This window comes from Pseudomonadota bacterium, from assembly GCA_023229365.1.
Taxonomy (GTDB): Bacteria; Myxococcota_A; Polyangia; order JAAYKL01; family JAAYKL01; genus JALNZK01.
This window is the reverse complement of record JALNZK010000025.1, coordinates 19,755-37,429: the sequence shown is the minus strand read 5'-3', so window position 1 is coordinate 37,429 and position 17,675 is coordinate 19,755. Positions and strand designations below refer to the sequence as shown.

Sequence of the window (17,675 nt, the reverse complement as noted above, 5' to 3'; positions counted from 1 at the left end):
CGCGTCGCCGTTTATGGGTTTTCCAGATTTCGGTCAAGATCCAATTGTCGTATTACCGTGATACAGTAACCGCCATGTTGCCCGACGCCCTCCTGTTCGACGTGGACGACACGCTCGTCGACACGGCGCAATCGTACCGGCGCGCGGCGATCCTGACCGCGGAGTCGTACGGCGTGCGGATCACGCTCGACGACGTGAGCGGGGCCAAGGCGGCGGGCGACGCCAACGACGACTGGCTGCTCACACAGCGGCTCATCGTCGCGCGCGGCGTCACCGCCGACTACGAAGAGGTGAAGCGGCGTTTCGAGGCGCTGTACCAGGGAACGCCGCAAAGGCGCGGGCTCAAGCACGACGAGACGCTGCTCGTGTCGCCCGAAGCGCTGGAGAGGTGGTCCGAGCGGTTCACGCTCGGCATCGTGACCGGCCGGCCGCGGGACGACGCGCTCGAGCTGCTCGACCGCTACGAGTTGCGCCGGCTGTTCTCGGCCGTGGTGACCTTCGAGGACGGGCCGCTGAAGCCGAATCCGGCGCCGATCCGGCTCGCGCTCGATCGCCTCGGAACCCGGCGCGCGTGGATGATAGGCGATACCCCGGACGACGTCCGCGCGGCCCATGCGGCGGGCATCCCGGCGATCGGCGTGGTGGCCAAGGCAGACGAGCCGCGAAGGGCGAGAGGCGCGCTCGAGGGGGCCGGCGCCGATCACGTGATCGACGACCTCGGCGATCTCGACGCTGTGCTCGCAAGAGCCGGGGCTACGGGCGATGCGCACTGAGCTCCTCGCGGCCCTCGCGGCCGTCATCCTCGCAGCGGGCGCAGCGAGAGCCGACGCCGACGATCCCGCTCTTTCCCCGCTCGCCGACGAGAAGGGGGTGCTCACAGAGGCCGCGCTCGAGGCGCTGCTCGCGCCGGCCGAGTTCGCGGACAGGCTGTTCACCTTCACGATCGCCGGGGAGGAGGCGCAGTTCTGCCTCGACGTGAGCGCGGATGGTCAAGAGGTCCGGGCCGAGCTCGCGCCGAGCCGAGCCCGTTGGCCCAAGAAGGGCGGCGTGGCGGTCGTCGCGCGCGGCGAGGGGCTGGCGCTCACGCCCGTCGGCGGCGCCGTTCGCGCGGAGGCGCTCGAGAGGGACGTGATCGTCCGCTGGGTGCTCAGGCCGCTCGGCCAGGTGTTCGTGCCGCGCCCGGCGTTCGAGGTGGCCGTCGTCGAGGCACAGGTGCTCGCGGGGCGGGATGGGGCAGCGCTGTTCGAGTACAGGGCCGCCGCGAGCCCTCCGCGCTGCCGCGACGGCGTCGAGGACGGCGCGCCGCGGTGCGTGCTCGGGGGAGTGGGGCGCGAGGCGAGGGCGCTCGCCATCGATCCGGAGGGACGGCGCCTCGCCGTGGCGATGGGCGGCCTGAAGCCGAGGGTCGAGGTGTACGCGCTGTCGAACGACATCAGGCTCGCCTGGACGGCGCTCTACCCCGCGAGCGCGGGCGGCGTGGTCGAGGTCGCGTTCTCCACGGACGGCCGCTGGGTCGTCGCGCTGACCGGCGACGGCAGGATCCACAGGTTCGATGCCGCGGCGGGCGGCCTGCACCTCGCGATCCCGTCGAGCGGCCGTGCCGCGCGGAGCCTCCCGCCGGGTCGCGCCGTCCTGGTGGCGGGCTCGGGGGGAGAGGTCACGCTGTGGAACCTCGCGGACGGCACGATCAGCTGGCGGCTGCCGCCGCGGGATCTGCGCGGGCCGGTTGACCGCCTCGCGGCGAGCGGGGACGGCGCGCGCTTCGCCACCCTCGAGTACGACCCGTCGCGAACGGTCGTCCGCGTCTGGGACACGGGGCGGCGCGCGATGGTCGCGCAGATCGAGGTCGATCCGTACGCCGTGGCGGACGTCGCGCTCGACGGCGACGGGAGCCGGGTGTTCGTCTCGCACGAGAAGGACGGGCTCCTCGCCGTGGACGTCGCGACCGGAGGCGAGCGGGCCGCGCCGCGCAAGCTCGGCGGCGAAACGGGCGCGCGGTGCCGGGGCCGGCTGCAGTGGCTCGCGTCCGCATCGGTCTTGAGCTGCGCGGTGGAGGAAGGCGTGATAGAGCTCTCGGCCGACGGCCGGCTGCACGCCGAGCTCGCGGCGGGCTCCGAGGCGAGCGACTGGATCGTGAGCGCGGCGCGCGACGGGGCTCACACGGCCGCGGTGGGCGGGGGCGTTCTTCTCGTCTGGATCGACGAGGGGGGCACCGCAGGAGGCACGGATGGGAAGAGAGCTGGCAGATAGGGTGGCGCTCGTGACCGGCGGCTCCCGCGGCATCGGCCGCGCCGTCGTCGAGGAGCTCGCGCGTCGCGGCGCCCACGTCGTGTTCACCTACGGGCACAGCGCGGAACAGGCGGCGGTGATCGTGCGGGAGGCGGCCGGCTCCGGGCTTGCGGTGGAGGCGGTCGAGTGCAATTCGCGCGACTCCGCCGCGGTCGCCGCGTGTGTCGAGGGCGTGGTGCGCGGGCGCGGGCGCCTCGACATCCTCGTGTGCAACGCCGGGGTGACGCGCGATCAGTACCTCATGCTGATGCCGGAGGAAGACTTCGCCGAGGTGATCGACACGAACCTCGTCGGCGCGTTTCGGTTCGCCAAGGCGGCGTGCCGGCCGATGCTGGCGCAGAAGTCCGGGGCGATCGTCACGATCTCCTCGGTCGCGGCCGTCTTCGGCATCGCGGGCCAGACCAACTACTGCGCCTCCAAGGGGGGGCTCGCGGCGTTCACGCGGGCGCTCGCGGCCGAGCTCGCGCCGAAGGGAGTGCGGGTCAACGCAGTGCTGCCCGGCTTCGTGGAGACCGACATGACCGCTCGGATGCCGCGTCAGGTGAAGCTCGCGGCCAAGGGGCGGATCCTCGTCGGGCGGTTCGGCCGACCCGAGGAGGTGGCGAACGTCGTGGCGTTCCTCGTCTCCGACGAGGCGAGCTACGTCGTCGGCCAGGAGATCGTCGTGGACGGCGGGCTGACTTCGACGGTGGGCGCGGCGCCATGATGCGGAGGATCGCCTTCCTGTTTCCCGGCCAGGGTTCGCAGGAGGCGGGCATGGGCCGGGATCTCTTCGGCAAGGACGCGTTCGCGGACGAGCTCGCCGCGATCGCGAGCGCCGAGACCGGCGAGGACATCGCCCGCGTCTGCGTCCGGGGCCCGGAGAGGAAGCTCGCCGAGACGCGCCTCCTCCAGCCCGCGCTCACGGTGGTCTCCCTCGCGCTCTGGCGCCGCCTCGGCGAGGCGGGGATCCGCGCGGACGTCGTGGCGGGCCACTCGCTCGGCGAGATCCCGGCGCTCGCCGCGGCCGGGATGGCGCACCCGCGGGACGCCGTGATCCTCGCCGCCGCGCGGGGCAAGGCGATGAGCGAGGCGGCGGAGCTCCGCGACGGCAGCATGATCGCGGTGGCCGGCTTGGACGAGCGCGCCGTCGGCGAGGCGATAGCTGAGCTCGCGGCGCAAGGGGCGATCGGCATCGCGGCTTTGAACGCGCCGTCGCAGATCGTGATCTCAGGGGACGCGGCGCTCGTGGCCGAGGCCGAGCGAGCGCTCGGGAGGCGCCCGGGCGTCAAGCTGACGCGGCTCCGCGTGTCCGGCGCGTGGCACTCGCCGCTCATGCGGCCGGCGGTCGTGGCGTTCGGCGAGGCGCTCGGCCGGCTCGAGATCGCGCGCGCCGCGAGCGCGGGCGAGGCGCCGATCGCGCAGACCTGGAAGCGGGGGCCGAAGCCCCGGGCGCGGGTCGGCGAGCCCGTCGCGATGATCTTCAACCGCCACGGCCACGCGGCGGCGGAGCCGGCGGCGGTCCGCGAGCTCCTGGCCGGGCAGCTCGAGTCGCCGATCCGGTTCGACGCGGTGCTGCGGCGCCTCGCCGAGCTCAAGGTGACCGACTACGTCGAGATCGGGCCCGGCAACGTGCTGCGCGGGCTCGTCCGCCTGAACCTCCCGGATCCGGAGATCCGGGTGCACGGCGTCGCCGACCTCCGCTCCGCCGAGCGCACGGCCGTCGCGCTGCTGTCGACGTGACCGCATGGGCTCCTTCCTGCACGTCCTGTTCCCGACCTTCGACCGGCCCGAGCGGGCCCGGGAGCTCGTGCGGCAGCTCGCGGCGCAGACGTACCGCGACTTTGACGTCGTGTGCATCGACCACGGCACGGTGCCGGTCGAATTCCAGGGCGCCGAGCGCGAGAGGCTGACCGTCGTCAGGGCCGGCGCGGAGCTGTGGTGGGCGGGAGCGATGAACGCGGGCCTCGAGGAGATCCTCCCGCGCGCCGGATCCGGCGACGCCGTCGTCACCATCAACGACGACGTGCGCGTCGGCCCGGAGTACCTGGCCGCGCTCGCCGGCGCAGCGGCGGAGCACCCGCGCGCGCTCGTCGGCTCGGTCTGCATCGACGACCTCACTCGAACCGTGCGGTACGCGGAGCTGCGCCTCCGCTGGCTGCGGGCGGAGTTCGCCTCGAGCTACAGGGACCGCACCCCGGACGCGCTGCCCGCGGGCGCCGTGCTCGACTGCGACGTCCTCTCGGGCCGCGGCACGCTGATCCCGGTGCGCGCGCTGCGCGACGTCGGCCTCTTCGACGAGCGCCGCTTGCCGCACTACTCCGCCGACTACGAGCTCTCGTGGCGCGCGCGGCGCGCCGGCTACAGGCTCGTGTGCGCTGCCGACGCCCGTGTCGGGACCGGCTGGGGGCGCCGGGGCAACGTCCGTTCCGGGCTCGCCGGCTACGTGCTGGATCGCCGCCTGCCCGGCAACCTGCTCACGACGTACGCGTTCGCGCGGTCGTGCTTCGATCGCCCCTACGCGTTGTGGTACACCGCCCTCACCGGCGCGCGGCTCGTGGCCGGGTACACTTTCGAGCGCCGAGGGCCGAGATGATCCGGCGCACCAAGGTGCACGTCGTGTTCTTCTGTCGGCTCCACGCCGGCGCGAGCGGGCCGCTCAACCACTCCCTCGACTTCGTGCGCGCGCTGCGGCGTCACCGGGACGTGGGCCGGATCACGGCGATGGGGAACAACCCCCTGCTCCGGGCTCTCGCGAAGCTCGAGGACGTGGAGGTCGTGATCCACGAAGACGCGCCGAAGATCCCCCACGCGATCTTCGTCCTTCGCCAGCTGCGGATCGCGCGGGATCTGCTCGCCCGCCGGGCGCCCGGGGAGCCGACCCTGTTCTACTTCCGCTACACGACGATGCTGATCGCGCCGCTCCTGATGCGGTTTACCGGCGCGCGGGACATCTGCGTCGAGGTGAACGGGCTCCCGAACCAGGCGCTGCTCGACAGACGCCCTGGCGAGCGGATGCAGCGGGCGAAGGAGCGGATCTACAAGGTCTATGACAGGGCGTTGTTCAGGCGCGCGAGCCGTGTCTTCACGACCTGCGAGAACTTCCGCCGAAACCTCGTCGATCACTACCCCGGCGCGGCGGCCATCGAGGTCGTCCCGAACGGGTGCTTCCCGGAAGAGCGTGCGGCGGGCGCCGATCCGCGCGGCGAGAGGGCCGCCCTGGGGCTGGATCCGGACCGGCGCTACGCCATCTACGTTGGGCACCTTCGGCACTACGAGGGCGTGGAGTTCCTCGTCCGCGCGTTCGCCGCGTTCGCCGAGGGCCCCGCGCACGAGAACGCGTCACTCCTCGTGCTCGGGGACGGCCCCATGCAAAGCGAGCTCGAGCGCGCCGTGCCGCCCGGGCTCGCGGATCGGGTGCGCTTCCTCGGCTTCCTCGAGCGCAGGCTGATGAGGAGGTACGTCGCTGTCGCCGATGTCGCCGCGTACACCCCGCCCGAGATCGACTACGGGTTCGGCGGACAGCGCGGCGGCAGCCCGCTCAAGATCGCGGACTACCTGCAAGCCGGGCGCCCGGTGCTCGTGCCGCGCGCGCCGTACTACGATTTCGTCGAGGCGAACGGGCTCGGCGCGAGGTACACGCCCGGGGACGCCGCTTCGTTCGGCCGCGAGCTCGCCCGCCTGTTCGACGACGCGGCGCTCAGGCGCTCGATGGGCGAGCGCGCGGCGGTGTACTGCCGGACGCACCTCGACTGGATGGTCACGCTCAGGCCGGTGTTCTCCGTCGTCGAGCGGCTCGCCGAGGGGGGGTCGCCTTGAAGGCGATGATCGTCATCCCGGGCAGGCCGGGCGGGATCGAGATGATCTTCTCTCGACGCCAGGCTGAGGCGCTCGGCGCGCTCGGGGTCGACGTCAGACAGTTCCTCCTCGATCCGTCGCGCAGCTTCTCGAGCCTCCTCCGAGAGCGGCGGCGCCTCGAGCGAGAGATCCGCGCGGTCGCACCGGATCTCGTCCACGCCCACTACGGCAGCGGCTCCGCCTTCCTGTGCGCGGTGAGCACCTCGCTGCCGCTCGTCGTGACCTTCCACGGGAGCGATCTGAACCCCGTGCCGCACCTGGACCCCGCGCTCGGGGCAGCGACCCACGCCCTATCGCAGCTCGCGGCGTTGCGCGCGGACCGGATCATCTGCGTCAGCGAGGAGCTCGAGCGCCGGCTCGTCTGGCGCAGGGATCGCGCCTCGGTGATCCCCATGGGCGTCGACCTCGAGCTGTTCCGCCCGCGGCCGCGCGATGAGGCGCGGCGCGCTCTGGGCTGGGACCTCGAGGCGCGCGTCGTCCTGTTCAACGCGGGGAACCCGTCGCCCGGGAAGCGCCGGGATCTCGCGGAGGCGGCCGTGGCCGAGGCGCGGAAGACGCTCCCCGCCGTCCGCCTCGAGCCACTCGTCTCTGTCGAGCCCGACCGCGTCCCCGACTACCTGAACGCCGCGGACTGCCTGATCCTGACGAGCGATCACGAGGGCAGCTCGACGATCGTGAAGGAGGCGCTCGCCTGCAACCTCCCGGTCGTCACCGTCGAGGTCGGCGACGTGCGGGCGCGGATCGCCGGCGTCTCGCCGTCGGAGATCGCGGATCGGGCGCCGGCCGCGCTCGGCGCCGCGCTCGTCCGCGTGCTCGAGGGGGCGCGCCGCTCCAACGGTCGCGACGTCGTCGGACCGCTCTCGGAAACGGCCGTCGCGCGGCGGGTGCTCGACGTCTACGAGGGGCTCCTCGTTCCCCCTCGCGCGGAGCCGCGGCGCTGTGTATAGTCGCCCCTCCAACCGAGGAGAGAGCGATGGCGGACATCATCATCAGGAAGAACCACAGCGTTGAAACCGGCGTCCTGCGCGGCCGGCTCGAGGAGCTCGCGAAGGATCTCAAGGCCAAGTACGGCATCCGCTACCGCTGGGACGGCGACAGGTGCCTCCTCGACGGCGCCGGGCTCAAGCAAGGGACGCTCACGATATCGCCGACCGAGCTGACGCTCGAGGTGACGCTCGGCATGATGGCCAAGCTGCTCAAACCGAAGATCGAAGAGGAGATCAATAAGAAGATCGGCAAGGTGCTCGCCGGCTAATGCCAAAGGGAGGAAAGTACGGCGATGCGGGAATTCTGCCCGGTTTGCGGTGGCCGAGACACCGACAATCAGCACGAGGTATACGATGACAGGTACGGCTTCGCAGGCAGGTTTACGCTCGCGGGCTGCCGCAGCTGCGGCGCGGGGTTTCTCCGGGATCCGCTCCCGAAGGAACGGATGTCCGAGCTGTACGGCCGCTACTACCCGGGACGAGCGGAGACCGCGGGACGGCAGGGTCCGATTTCGGCGGCGATAGGCGCCCTGATCTCCGGAGTCAACAGATCCCCGGAGCTGGCGTTCGAGCTGGGGAGCGGGCACGTGCTCGACGTCGGCTGCGGCACCGGCGGGAGCGAGGCGATTGTCCGCCTGCGGGGTGGGACGTGGGTCGGGCTCGAGCTCGACGTCCGCAAGGTCGAGGCGTTGCGGGACGCCGGGCTCGAGGCCCACGCGACTCCCCTCGACGAGTTCTCCCGGGCGCACGCCGGCGAGTTCGACGGCGTCCTGGCGAGCCAACTCCTCGAGCACGTCGGCGACCCGGGGGAGCTGCTTGAGCCGTGCCGGCGGCTTCTGCGGCATGGGGGTCGGATCGCGCTGTCCACTCCCAACTTCGCATCCCGTCACCGCGCACGCCACGGCAGGCGGTGGATCAATATCCATGCGCCGTACCACCAGATCCTCTACACGCGCCGAGCGATCGAGATCGCGTGCGGGGATCACGACTTCGGAATCGTGCGCTACAGGGAGGTGACGCCGGCCACCTGGAGCGTCCACCAGCGCCGCTATGAGGCTCCGCGCGAAGGGGCTCCCGGCTCCTGGTACGGGAAGCGCGTTCGCCTTTCGGCAGTGGGGCTCGGTGGCTTGATCACCCGGATCGGCGATCTGATCCACGGCCGCGGCGACTGCATCGTCATCGTCGCCGAGAAGCTGTGAGCGCGCGGATGGTGCTCCTGAAGAGATCGAGGGCGTCCGCGGCTATCGTGGCGGCGTCCGGGGCGGGTGCGGTCCTGAAGAAGTAGGCGTTGTCGCTGCGACGCTGCGCCACGTCGCGGAGGAATGTCGGGGCCTCTCGGATGATTTCGCAGGCGCGGGCGAAGCGGATCGCATCGCCGGGAACCCCGTGGATCACGTTCAGCTCATGAGGCTTGAGCATCCTGCCGAAACCGCGCTCGATCCGCGCGCAGCGCCGGGTCGTCAGCACCCATGGCGCAGACACGTGGGCGGCGCATTTGGTACCGTACAGGTCTACGTCGAGACTGTAGTCCCCGAGTGAGGGGCACAGGGCGTGCAGGCGCGCCGGAAGCAGCTCGAAGAAGACGTCGTATACCGCGGCGGACTCCTCGAGCGCGCGGAAACGGTATTCCTCCCCGTCCAGCCGGAGCGGCACCTGGAACCGCTGGTTCGCAAAACGGACGTGTGTTCCGCAATCGTTGAAGTTGGTCGTCAGCGACACCCGTGGGTACACCACGAACGAGTCCGTCGCGACGGCAAACGCCGCGAAGTACTTGAGCCATGACGAATCAGGCCATGCTGCGATGTGCGGGGGGAGCCGGGTGAAGTCGAAACCTCCCCGATCGCCGTCGAGCCAACGCCTGAAACGTCGCCACTGATCGCGTGTCCACGCCTGACCCCACGAGGACGGCAGCTGCAGGAAGTAGGTGTCACCCCCGTCCTCGATCGGCCAGAACGGAAGCCGCGCCTCGATGCTGATCCTGTGGGCGTACAGGGAGACACCCGCGATTGCGGGATCGTCGGCATAGCGGGCTAGCGCCTGCGCGGCGAACGCGTAGAACCGGCGCGAGACGAGTAGATCGTCTTCGAGCATCACGATCGAGCCGAACCGTTCCACGAGATCGCCGCAGGCGAGAACATGAGCGCGCAACCCGAGGTTTTGCTCTCGGATCGCGACCTCCAGTGGGCCGAACGGCCACCGCGCGGCGCGCGCCACCTGCGCCACCTGCGGATCCCCGCCTCCGTCGATGCTGACGACAAGCGCTGTCCCGTCGGGTACCGCGGCGCGCTCGAGCGAGCCGAGGAGCCGCGCGAGCGCCGAAGGGCGGCTGTGACCGAGCACCACGATCGCAGGGCTCTCGCGCTCGTCTCCGGCCCGCGTCATCCCCCGTCGCCTCGAGGAGAGAGCGCTTTCGTGAACGCGGCGATGTCGGCGAAGAGATGCGCGTTCTCGCGGATCCACTCCTCCGGGCGGTCCCACCAACGGGAATCAAGCAGCAGCGCGATCTCCTCCGGATCGAATCGATGGGAGACGGTCTTCGAGGGCACGCCGAAATTGATCGTGAACGGCGCTACGTCTTTGGTCACCAGGCTGCTCGCGCCAATCACGGCGCCGTCTCCGATGCGGATGCCGGCGACCAGCGTTGCGCCGTGCCCGATCCAAACGTCGTTCCCGATGATCACCGTCGCCCGCGTCGCTTCGTCGGCGTAGGCGAACTCGTCGACGAGCTGAGACTCCGCGTACCCGAAGCCGCCCTGGTGCCGGATCGAGTAGAACGCCGGATGCGTGGAGACGATCTTCTTTGTCGGATGGCGCCCGGTCACGACCCGGACGTAGGGTCCGATGGAGCAGAATCTGCCGATTCGCACGCCGTCGAGAATCGAATCCATGCCCACATAGGATCCGAAACCGATCTGCGCGCCCTGGACCGACGCGTTTTTCAGGAGACGGCTCCTGCCTTCGATCTCGGTGCGGCCGTCGAGCCGGACGCCGTGCTCGATGATGACGCCCTTGGAACGTCCCGCCAGACGCGCGAGCACACGCCGCGCCGTGAAGATCCCTTCGGAGACGGGCCAGCGTCCCGCGAGTCGGGTGAACGATTCTTTCGACAGAAGGCCCACGACCATCCAATGTAGTGGCAAACAAAGGCCGGCGCCAGCCGTAACGGGCAGCCGTAGCGGCGCGAGCCTTTGCCGGCTGGAACCCGGGGTTGAACGAATCCCCGGATCCGGTATTGTTGCGGCGAGGAGACTCCTCGTGACGACGATCGTGCCACCGCACCGCGACGGAAGAGAGGCGAGGATGGGCTCCGCCGGTGCACCCGAGGTGAGGAGATAGATGGGTGGAGGTCTGCTCCGTCGGGCTCGCACCCGGTTCCATGTCGAGTGGCAGAAGAGCGTCAAACCGGTGCTGTTCGCCGGATGGGCCAACCTCCGCTTGGCACGAAGACGGTCAGGAACTCCGCACGGTCTCTCGGCGCCGCTCGTCGTTTCGTTGACATCGTACCCGAAACGGTTCTCCTACCTCGGATCGACCCTGAAGTGCCTCTTGTCGCAGACCGTGGCCGCAGATCGGATCATTTTGTGGATCGCGCACGACGACAGAGCCGCTTTGGACGAGCAACTTCTTGGGCTCGTGGACGCGGGGCTTGAGATCCGGTTTTGCGAGGATTTGCTTTCCTACAAGAAGATCATCCCAACTCTGCGTGAGATGCCGGGGGCGGTGATCGTTACTGCCGATGACGACGTCTACTACTGGCCGACATGGCTTGAGGAGCTCGTGCGCGCCCACACCGAGGACCGGCGAACCGTGATGTGCCACCGCGCGAACAGCGTCCGCTTGGGCGAGAGCGGGCAGCCAGCCCCTTACCTGGATTGGTCGCTCGACACTCGATCAAACGGCACTTCTTCCTTGGTGTTCCCCACCGGCGTCGGTGGCGTGCTCTATCCGCCCGGCGTGTTTTACTCGGATGTCCTGCGGGAGGACCTGTTCCGCGAGCTGTGCCCTAGCGGGGACGATATCTGGCTCTATTGGATGGTGCGGCTCAACCGTGGTAGGTCGCGGAAGATTGGGAAACGTCGGGTCTTCACCGAATGGCCCGGTTTCCGGGTTGGAGGTCTTGCGCAGTACAACTACCTCCAGGGAGGCAACGACCGGCAGATCCAGGCAATGGTCGGTGCATATGGATTCCCACATGTTTGAGCACTGGAAGAACGAATTAAAGCTAATTGTCGCCGCAATTCCGATCGCCGGCCCGATCCTGTCCCGCGGGTACAGGTTGATCCGGAAAACGCGGCTTGCGCCGTTCGATTCAGCGCACTATTGGGAGAACCGGTACCGGCAGGGCGGCACTTCCGGAGTCGGATCGTACGACAAGTTCGCCCAGTTCAAGGCGGAGTTTCTGAACGCCTTCGTCCGCGATCACGAGATCGCGTCGATCATCGAGCTCGGATGCGGGGATGGCAACCAGCTGCGTTTCGCCGAATACCCGCAGTACTTGGGGTTCGATGTGAGCGAGAAGGCGGTCGAGATGTGCCGAGCCGTTTTTCGGGCAGATTCGACGAAGCGGTTCGCAATGATGTCCGAATACCGTGGCGAGCGGGCGCACCTGACCCTGTCCTTGGACGTCGTTTTTCACCTCGTGGAGGACCGCGTTTTCGAAGAGTACATGGGAAAGATGTTCGATTGGTCTGAGCGGTTCGCAGTGTTCTACGCTTCTAATGAGGAGAGCCGACCGACCGAAACCGCCGTTCATGTCAGGCACCGGAAGTTCACGGATTGGGTCGCGCGCGAGCGGCCGGCGTGGCGGCTTGTCCAGCACGTCCCGAACGCGTACCCCTACGCCGGAAACGACGACGAGGGATCCTTCTCCGATTTCTATGTCTATGAAAGGGCTTGAGACGTGCACGACTGGGCCTCGATGACCTACAACTGGCTCGCCTACAAGCTGAACGACGCCCAGGTGGCGAAGCGCGTCGCGAGCATGACCGGCTGCGTGTACGATCTCGGCTGCGGCGAACGCCCGTACGAGAAAGACATCCTCCAGCACGCGAGCAGCTACGTCGGCGTGGACTGGTCGAACACGCTGCACGACCTGCGCGCGGATATCGTCGCCGATCTGAACAAGGATCTCCCCATCGAGAGCGAGGTCGCCGACAACGTGGTCTCGTTTCAGGTCCTGGAGCATCTTTCCGAGCCGCGGAAGATGCTGTGCGAGGCGTTCAGGATCCTGCGTCCTGGCGGCGGCCTGTTCTTGGCTGTGCCGTTTCAGTGGCACGTGCACGAGGAACCTTGGGATTTCTTCCGGTACACGCGGTTCGGTCTTCTGAAGCTGCTCGGGGAGGCCGGGTTCGCGCAGATCGAGATCGAGGCCTTCACCGGTTTCTGGACCACCTGGGTGCTGAAGTTTAATTATCATACGACGAGGTTCACTCGGGGTGCTTGGGGACGCGTGACGCGGCGGTTGTTCGCGCCGATCTGGTATGCGGACCAGGTCGCCGCACCGGTTATGGATCGTCTCTTTCCCGCAGAAGGCGAGACCGCTTGGTACTTCGTGACGGCCCGAAAACCCCGAGCCTGAAGCGGCAGGCGTTCTCGGGCGTGCGCTGGACGGCGTTGTCGTCGGTCGTGAAGCTGGGCCTCCAGCTCGTGCAGATGGTGATCCTGGCGAGGTTGCTCGCCCCCTCCGACTTCGGGCTCATGGCGATCGTCGCCTCGGTGATGGCGTTCCTGCAGATCTTCGCCGACGCCGGCGTGAGCAACGCGATCATCCACTACCAGGACATCGACGAAACACAGAAGTCGAGCCTGTACTGGCTGAACATCGGCGCGAGCACCGCCCTCGCTGCGATCGTCGTCGCGGCCAGCCCGCTCATCGCTCGGTTCTACGGCGACATGGAGATCCGGCCGCTGCTGATGCTGACCTGCACGGGTATGATCGTCGACGCGGCCGGGCTGCAGATCCGCATCGTCGCGCAGAAGGAGCTCGCCTTCGCCGCGCTCACTGCGGTCGATCTGCCCGCCAGCCTCGTCGGTTTCGTCACGGCCGTTGCGGTCGCGTTCGGCGGCGGGGGCGTCTATTCGCTGGTTTTGGGCGGCGTGGCGACGGCGGTGACGAGGACGGCGCTGAACTGGATCCTCTTGTCCCGTGGGTGGCGTCCGCGCCTCGTCTTCAACCTGCCAAGCATCGCCGGATTCCTCAGGTTCGGCGCATACATGATCGGCAACAACCTCGTGAACACGTTCAATTCCCAGGTGGACATCATGCTCGGCGGGAAACTGCTCGGCGCCTCGGCGATGGGATTGTACAGCGTCCCGAGGAACCTGAGCCTGCGCGTCGCCATGATGATCAACCCGATCGTGACGCAGGTGGGAATGCCGGTGATGGCAAAGGCCCAGGGCGACGCCGCCCTGCTGCGGCAAGTCTACCTGCAGACCATTCGAATGGTCTCGTCGGTGAACTTCCCGATCTATGTCGGTCTCGCCGTGTTCGCTCCGGAGGCGGTGCGGCTGCTCCTGGGTGAGAAATGGGCTGGCGTCGTGCCGCTCCTTCAAGTGTTCGCGTGCTGGGGCCTCTTGCGGTCCACGGGAAACCCGGTCGGAAGCCTCCTCCTGGCGATGGGCAGGGCGGATCTCGCCTTCAAATGGAACCTCGTTTGGATGTTCATCACGCCGCCCGCCATCTGGATCGGGAGTCGGTTCGGCGCCACCGGCATGGCGGTTGCAATGTTCGGTGTCGTCGCCGTCGGTTTCGTGCCGAACTGGTACTTCCTCGTTCGGTCCCAATGTGGCGCGAAGTTCGGTGAGTACCTCGTGCAGATGATCGTGCCGTTCGTCCTGTCCGCGGTGGCCGGCCTTGCCGGGTTCGCCGCCGCCTGGCCGTTCACCGCGCCGCCGATCCGCCTGATCGTCGGCGTGGCGGTCATCGGAGCGGCGTACCTGGCCTTGAGCGCGGTGTTCAACCGCGTCTGGCTCGACGCGATGCGCGAGCTCTTGGGTTTCCGGAAGGGCGCGCCGAAGGGCCGGGCCTAGCCTTCCCAGGGCGCCTTCTCGGCCTTCACCTCGCCCGCGAGGAACGCCTTGCCGACCTGCGGGTTCATGGCGAGCGTGAGCAGATCCTCGGGCCGCTTGACGAGGCCCGTGGGCTCGTGCTCGGCGCGCAGCGCGTCGAGCTCCGGCGCGAGGTGGTCGGCGGCGCGCCCCTCGATCTGCTTCCCGCCGCCGAGGATCTTCTTCGCGAACTCGGGATCGATGGGCTGGGGCGTGCGGCCGTAGCCGCCCTGGACGAGCGCCTTGGTCTCCTTGCTCACGACCTTGTACCGGCCCATGAGCACGTTGAACACCGCCTGGGTGCCGACGATCTGGCTCGTGGGCGTGACCAGCGGCGGGTACCCGCAGTCGGCGCGGACGCGCGGCACCTCGTCGAGCACTTCCTCGAACCTGTCGAGCTTGTTCTGCGCCTTGAGCTGGCTGAGCAGGTTCGACAGCATGCCGCCCGGGAGCTGGTACAGGAGCACGCGCGTGTCGACGCGCTCCGAGATCGGCTCGATGAGCGGGAGGTATTTCTCGCGGATCGCCTTGAACGCCTCGGTGACGGACGCGAGCGCGCCGAAGTCGACCCCGGCGTCCTCCGGCGTGCCCCGCACCGCGTACGCGATGCTCTCGGTGTGCGGCTGCGCCGTGCCGCCGCCGATGGGCGAGATCGCGCAGTCGAGCCGGTCGACGCCCGCGTCGATCGCGGCCTGGTACGCCATCGGGGCGGTCCCGGCGGTGCAGTGGGAGTGGAGCACGACCGGCAGGCCGACCGCCTTCTTGAGCGCCTTGATGAGGTCGTGGGCCACGCGCGGCATGATGATGCCGGACATGTCCTTGATGCAGATCGAATCGCAGCCGAGTTCCGCGAGCGTGCGCACCGTCTCGATGAACGACTCGGTCGAGTGCACCGGGCTCGTCGTGTAGGAGATGGCCCCTTGCGCGTGCTTCCCGGTCCTCTTGATCGCCGCGAGCGCGCGCTCCATGTTGCGCGTGTCGTTCAGAGCGTCGAACACGCGGAACACGTCGACGCCGTTCGCCGCGGCGAGCCGCACGAACTCGTCGACGACATCGTCCGCGTAGTTGCGGTAGCCCACCAGGTTCTGCCCGCGCAGCAGCATCTGGATAGGCGTGCTCGGCGCCGCGGCCTTCACCCGGCGCAGCCGCTCCCACGGATCCTCGGCGAGGAAGCGGAGGCACGAGTCGAACGTCGCCCCGCCCCACGCCTCGAGCGAGGCGAAGCCGACGCGATCGAGCAGCGGTGCCGTCGCCACGACGTCCTCCGTGCGCATGCGCGTCGCGAACAACGACTGGTGCGCGTCCCTGAGCGCGGTCTCGGTGATCTTCGTCATCGGTCGGTGACCTCCCTTCGGTCGCGCCGGATAGTATGGGTCGAGGCGCGGTCGCGACAACCCTTTTTCGCCGCGCGACCTTCATTGGCGTCGAAGGTCGTGATACGGTACTTCGCCTCGTGTCCGACTCACTGGAGGTCGCCGCCGTGCACGTCCTGTCGCTCGCGTTCAGCTTGATAGGCATCTCCCTCGGTTGGCTGCCGGGGATCGGCTGGCTCGGCTTCGCGATCTCGGCGGCGGCCGTGGTGCTCGGCGTGCGCGGGATCTCGGATCGGCGCACGGGGCCCGCGGGGTGCGGGTACGACACGGCCGGGAATCTGATAGGAGGCTTCTCGCTGCCCTGGATCGTGGCGTTTCAGATCAAGCACGCGGGCGAAGCGCTCGACGCCCTCCTCGTCCCGTGGTCGCTCGAACGGCTGATCGCGATCGCCGCCGCCGCCGTGCTCGTCTTCTGGGTGGCGCAGATCGCGGGCAGGTGGAGGGCCCGCGCGGCGTTCGTCGCCGTCGCGCTGGCCGCGGCGCTCGTCTTCACGACGGCCGGGGCGTCGGCGTGGACGCTCTGCGATCGGGAGCCGGCCCCGGCCCGCGCTCAGGCGGACGCGTCGAACCCCTCGCCGAGGTAGAGGCGGCGCGCGAGATCGCTTCGCACGACCTCGGCCGGTGTGCCGTCCACGACGATGCGTCCCTCGGCGATGATGTAGACCCGATCGCTCGCGCCGAGCGCCTCCCGCACCGTGTGATCCGTGAGCAGCACGCCGACCCCGTCGCGCGCGAGATCGGCGATGGCGTTTGCTATCTCCCGCGCGGCGAGCGGATCGACGCCGGCGAACGGTTCGTCGACGAGCAGCAGGCGGGGCGAGGAGGCGAGCGCCCTCGCGAACTCGAGCCGCCTCCGTTCGCCGCCGGAAAGCGCACCCGCGCGCCCGTCCGCGAGATTTCCGAGGCCGAACCGCTCGAGCAGCTCGTTCGAGCGCGCCGCCGGGGATTGGTGCCCGCGCGCCTCGAGCACGGCGAGCAGGTTGCCGCGAACGGTCAGCCCGCGGAAGACCGAGGCGCCCTGGGGCAGGTAGCCCAGGCCGCGCCGCGCGCGCAGGTGCAGCGGCAGCCCGTCGAGCGGCCCGTCGAACGACACCGTGCCGCGATCCGGTTTCAGGAGGCCGAGCATCAGCTTGAACGCGGTCGTCTTGCCCGCGCCGTTCGGGCCGAGGAGGCTCACGACCTCGCCCTGCGCCACGGCGAGCGAGACGCCGTCGACGACCCGGCGCCCGCGGAACGACTTCTCGAGCCCCTCGGCGACGAGCCGCGAGCTCATCTTCCGCCCTCGAGCGGGAACGCGAAGGTGCCGCGCGCCTCGAGCACCTCGACGGCGCCGGTGTCGAGCCGGACCTCGACCCGCTTTCCGGACAGGCGGTGCGGCCCGCGTGTCACCACGGGCGCGCCCTCGAGCACGAGCGTCTTCCGCTTCACGTCGAGCCGCGCGGATCGGGCCTCGGCCGTGGCGTCGCCGCGCCGGACGCCCACCCGGCCCCTCGCCTCGAGCGACGCGATGGCGCCGCGCTCGTCGTAGGTCGCCGTCATCTCGTCGCAGGTGAGTGTGAGCTCGCCGTAGCGCGCCACGACGGAGCCCACGAACCGCGCGCTGTGCTTCCCCTGATCGATGGTGAGCCGGTCCGCCTCGACCTCGACGCGGTCCGGCGCCTTCTGGGCGGGTGCGGACGCGCACCACGCGATCGCCGCGGTGAGGAGCGCGATCCGGATTGTCCGGAGCTCAGTCATCCGCGGCCCCCGCGTCGCCCGCCGCGCGCCCGACGGAGAGCGAGGCGCGCACGCCGCCCTCGAGCACGGCCGAGCGCCCGCCGCTCGCGATGGAAGCCCGCGCCGCGGTCGCCTCGAACGGCATCGCGCCCCCGGACCGCACGCGCACGTCGCCTTCTAGGGTCGCGCTCCAATCCCGGCCGATCGTCAGGATCTCGCCGGCGATCACGACGTCGCCGCCCGGCTGCGGCACGCGCAGCTCGACGCCGCGCGCGGTGACGGGAGAGGTCGCGAGCCCCGGGCGCCCCGGCGCTCCCGGCTTCTCCGCCCTCGGCGCGCCGTCGCAGGCCTGGGCGAGCGCGAGCAGCACGAGCCCGATGCGGATCGAAATCGGCACGACGCGAGTCTCCGGCACCTGGACGGAGAG

The 17,675-nt window shown here is 69.5% G+C and carries 20 protein-coding genes; 14 read left to right on the top strand and 6 right to left on the bottom strand.

Features of this window, described 5'->3' with window-relative positions:
* Positions 1-74: 74 nt before the first annotated feature.
* The 9 genes from M0R80_13085 to M0R80_13045 are packed head-to-tail and all read left to right on the top strand — an operon-like array spanning position 75 to position 8,311.
* On the top strand, positions 75-773 hold the full coding sequence (locus M0R80_13085) for an HAD family hydrolase (GenBank protein MCK9460566.1): 699 nt from the start codon (positions 75-77) through the stop codon (positions 771-773).
* Positions 763-2,250 carry a PQQ-binding-like beta-propeller repeat protein gene (locus tag M0R80_13080; protein MCK9460565.1) on the top strand — a complete coding sequence of 496 codons (1,488 nt, stop codon included), beginning with the start codon at positions 763-765 and terminating at the stop codon, positions 2,248-2,250. Before M0R80_13085 ends, M0R80_13080 begins: the two co-directional genes overlap by 11 nt.
* Positions 2,228-2,995 (top strand): 3-oxoacyl-ACP reductase FabG, encoded by a 768-nt coding sequence (fabG, locus tag M0R80_13075; GenBank protein MCK9460564.1) that lies wholly within the window; start codon positions 2,228-2,230, stop codon positions 2,993-2,995. The genes M0R80_13080 and fabG overlap by 23 nt, the downstream gene beginning before the upstream one ends.
* The gene (locus M0R80_13070; protein ID MCK9460563.1) at positions 2,992-4,011 is read left to right on the top strand and encodes an ACP S-malonyltransferase; all 1,020 of its coding nucleotides are present in this window, start codon (positions 2,992-2,994) and stop codon (positions 4,009-4,011) included. Before fabG ends, M0R80_13070 begins: the two co-directional genes overlap by 4 nt.
* Positions 4,012-4,015: 4 nt before the next feature.
* On the top strand, positions 4,016-4,864 hold the full coding sequence (locus M0R80_13065) for a glycosyltransferase family 2 protein (protein MCK9460562.1): 849 nt from the start codon (positions 4,016-4,018) through the stop codon (positions 4,862-4,864).
* Positions 4,861-6,087, top strand: a complete 1,227-nt coding sequence (locus M0R80_13060) for a glycosyltransferase (protein MCK9460561.1) — start codon at positions 4,861-4,863, stop codon at positions 6,085-6,087. The genes M0R80_13065 and M0R80_13060 overlap by 4 nt, the downstream gene beginning before the upstream one ends.
* Before the next feature lie 5 nt (positions 6,088-6,092).
* Positions 6,093-7,073 (top strand): glycosyltransferase, encoded by a 981-nt coding sequence (locus tag M0R80_13055; protein MCK9460560.1) that lies wholly within the window; start codon positions 6,093-6,095, stop codon positions 7,071-7,073.
* Between the two features lie 26 nt (positions 7,074-7,099).
* Positions 7,100-7,381, top strand: a complete 282-nt coding sequence (locus M0R80_13050; GenBank protein ID MCK9460559.1) for a polyhydroxyalkanoic acid system family protein — start codon at positions 7,100-7,102, stop codon at positions 7,379-7,381.
* Between the two features lie 24 nt (positions 7,382-7,405).
* Positions 7,406-8,311: a methyltransferase domain-containing protein gene (locus M0R80_13045; protein ID MCK9460558.1), complete on the top strand. Its 906-nt coding sequence runs from the start codon at positions 7,406-7,408 to the stop codon at positions 8,309-8,311.
* Here M0R80_13045 and M0R80_13040 read toward each other — a convergent pair.
* Together M0R80_13040 and M0R80_13035 are read right to left on the bottom strand one after the other, a co-directional pair.
* The gene (locus M0R80_13040) at positions 8,289-9,494 is read right to left on the bottom strand and encodes a hypothetical protein (protein ID MCK9460557.1); all 1,206 of its coding nucleotides are present in this window, start codon (positions 9,492-9,494) and stop codon (positions 8,289-8,291) included. The genes M0R80_13045 and M0R80_13040 overlap by 23 nt on opposite strands.
* The gene (locus M0R80_13035) at positions 9,491-10,237 is read right to left on the bottom strand and encodes a CatB-related O-acetyltransferase (protein ID MCK9460556.1); all 747 of its coding nucleotides are present in this window, start codon (positions 10,235-10,237) and stop codon (positions 9,491-9,493) included. Before M0R80_13035 ends, M0R80_13040 begins: the two co-directional genes overlap by 4 nt.
* 421 nt (positions 10,238-10,658) lie before the next feature.
* On the opposite strand from M0R80_13035, the gene M0R80_13030 reads away from it, so the two are divergent.
* The 4 genes from M0R80_13030 to M0R80_13015 are packed head-to-tail and all read left to right on the top strand — an operon-like array spanning position 10,659 to position 14,141.
* On the top strand, positions 10,659-11,312 hold the full coding sequence (locus tag M0R80_13030) for a glycosyltransferase family 2 protein (GenBank protein ID MCK9460555.1): 654 nt from the start codon (positions 10,659-10,661) through the stop codon (positions 11,310-11,312).
* Positions 11,305-12,009, top strand: coding sequence for a class I SAM-dependent methyltransferase (locus tag M0R80_13025; protein MCK9460554.1), 705 nt, complete (start codon positions 11,305-11,307; stop codon positions 12,007-12,009). Before M0R80_13030 ends, M0R80_13025 begins: the two co-directional genes overlap by 8 nt.
* A gap of 3 nt (positions 12,010-12,012) precedes the next feature.
* Positions 12,013-12,690, top strand: coding sequence for a class I SAM-dependent methyltransferase (locus tag M0R80_13020; GenBank protein ID MCK9460553.1), 678 nt, complete (start codon positions 12,013-12,015; stop codon positions 12,688-12,690).
* On the top strand, positions 12,654-14,141 hold the full coding sequence (locus tag M0R80_13015; protein ID MCK9460552.1) for an MOP flippase family protein: 1,488 nt from the start codon (positions 12,654-12,656) through the stop codon (positions 14,139-14,141). The genes M0R80_13020 and M0R80_13015 overlap by 37 nt, the downstream gene beginning before the upstream one ends.
* Here M0R80_13015 and M0R80_13010 read toward each other — a convergent pair.
* Positions 14,138-15,493 carry a pyruvate carboxylase subunit B gene (locus M0R80_13010; GenBank protein MCK9460551.1) on the bottom strand — a complete coding sequence of 452 codons (1,356 nt, stop codon included), beginning with the start codon at positions 15,491-15,493 and terminating at the stop codon, positions 14,138-14,140. The two genes, M0R80_13015 and M0R80_13010, sit on opposite strands and share 4 nt — an antisense overlap.
* Positions 15,494-15,612: 119 nt before the next feature.
* On the opposite strand from M0R80_13010, the gene M0R80_13005 reads away from it, so the two are divergent.
* On the top strand, positions 15,613-16,116 hold the full coding sequence (locus tag M0R80_13005) for a hypothetical protein (protein ID MCK9460550.1): 504 nt from the start codon (positions 15,613-15,615) through the stop codon (positions 16,114-16,116).
* Here the strand turns inward: M0R80_13005 and lptB are convergent.
* Genes lptB through M0R80_12990 form a run of 3 tightly spaced genes read right to left on the bottom strand, consistent with a single transcriptional unit; the run spans position 16,083 to position 17,645 of the window.
* Positions 16,083-16,805 (bottom strand): LPS export ABC transporter ATP-binding protein, encoded by a 723-nt coding sequence (lptB, locus tag M0R80_13000; GenBank protein ID MCK9460549.1) that lies wholly within the window; start codon positions 16,803-16,805, stop codon positions 16,083-16,085. The two genes, M0R80_13005 and lptB, sit on opposite strands and share 34 nt — an antisense overlap.
* The gene (locus M0R80_12995; protein ID MCK9460548.1) at positions 16,802-17,269 is read right to left on the bottom strand and encodes an LptA/OstA family protein; all 468 of its coding nucleotides are present in this window, start codon (positions 17,267-17,269) and stop codon (positions 16,802-16,804) included. Before M0R80_12995 ends, lptB begins: the two co-directional genes overlap by 4 nt.
* On the bottom strand, positions 17,262-17,645 hold the full coding sequence (locus M0R80_12990) for a hypothetical protein (protein ID MCK9460547.1): 384 nt from the start codon (positions 17,643-17,645) through the stop codon (positions 17,262-17,264). The genes M0R80_12995 and M0R80_12990 overlap by 8 nt, the downstream gene beginning before the upstream one ends.
* Positions 17,646-17,675 lie beyond the last annotated feature (30 nt).

Bases quoted from the DNA above. Each gene is read 5' to 3' on its own strand.
- M0R80_13085 (MCK9460566.1), top strand. From the start codon at position 75: ATGTTGCCCGACGCCCTCCTGTTCGACGTGGACGACACGCTCGTCGAC.
- M0R80_13080 (MCK9460565.1), top strand. From the start codon at position 763: ATGCGCACTGAGCTCCTCGCGGCCCTCGCGGCCGTCATCCTCGCAGCG.
- fabG (MCK9460564.1), top strand. From the start codon at position 2,228: ATGGGAAGAGAGCTGGCAGATAGGGTGGCGCTCGTGACCGGCGGCTCC.
- M0R80_13070 (MCK9460563.1), top strand. From the start codon at position 2,992: ATGATGCGGAGGATCGCCTTCCTGTTTCCCGGCCAGGGTTCGCAGGAG.
- M0R80_13065 (MCK9460562.1), top strand. From the start codon at position 4,016: ATGGGCTCCTTCCTGCACGTCCTGTTCCCGACCTTCGACCGGCCCGAG.
- M0R80_13060 (MCK9460561.1), top strand. From the start codon at position 4,861: ATGATCCGGCGCACCAAGGTGCACGTCGTGTTCTTCTGTCGGCTCCAC.
- M0R80_13055 (MCK9460560.1), top strand. From the start codon at position 6,093: ATGATCGTCATCCCGGGCAGGCCGGGCGGGATCGAGATGATCTTCTCT.
- M0R80_13050 (MCK9460559.1), top strand. From the start codon at position 7,100: ATGGCGGACATCATCATCAGGAAGAACCACAGCGTTGAAACCGGCGTC.
- M0R80_13045 (MCK9460558.1), top strand. From the start codon at position 7,406: ATGCGGGAATTCTGCCCGGTTTGCGGTGGCCGAGACACCGACAATCAG.
- M0R80_13040 (MCK9460557.1), bottom strand. From the start codon at position 9,494: ATGACGCGGGCCGGAGACGAGCGCGAGAGCCCTGCGATCGTGGTGCTC.
- M0R80_13035 (MCK9460556.1), bottom strand. From the start codon at position 10,237: ATGGTCGTGGGCCTTCTGTCGAAAGAATCGTTCACCCGACTCGCGGGA.
- M0R80_13025 (MCK9460554.1), top strand. From the start codon at position 11,305: ATGTTTGAGCACTGGAAGAACGAATTAAAGCTAATTGTCGCCGCAATT.
- M0R80_13010 (MCK9460551.1), bottom strand. From the start codon at position 15,493: ATGACGAAGATCACCGAGACCGCGCTCAGGGACGCGCACCAGTCGTTG.
- lptB (MCK9460549.1), bottom strand. From the start codon at position 16,805: ATGAGCTCGCGGCTCGTCGCCGAGGGGCTCGAGAAGTCGTTCCGCGGG.
- M0R80_12995 (MCK9460548.1), bottom strand. From the start codon at position 17,269: ATGACTGAGCTCCGGACAATCCGGATCGCGCTCCTCACCGCGGCGATC.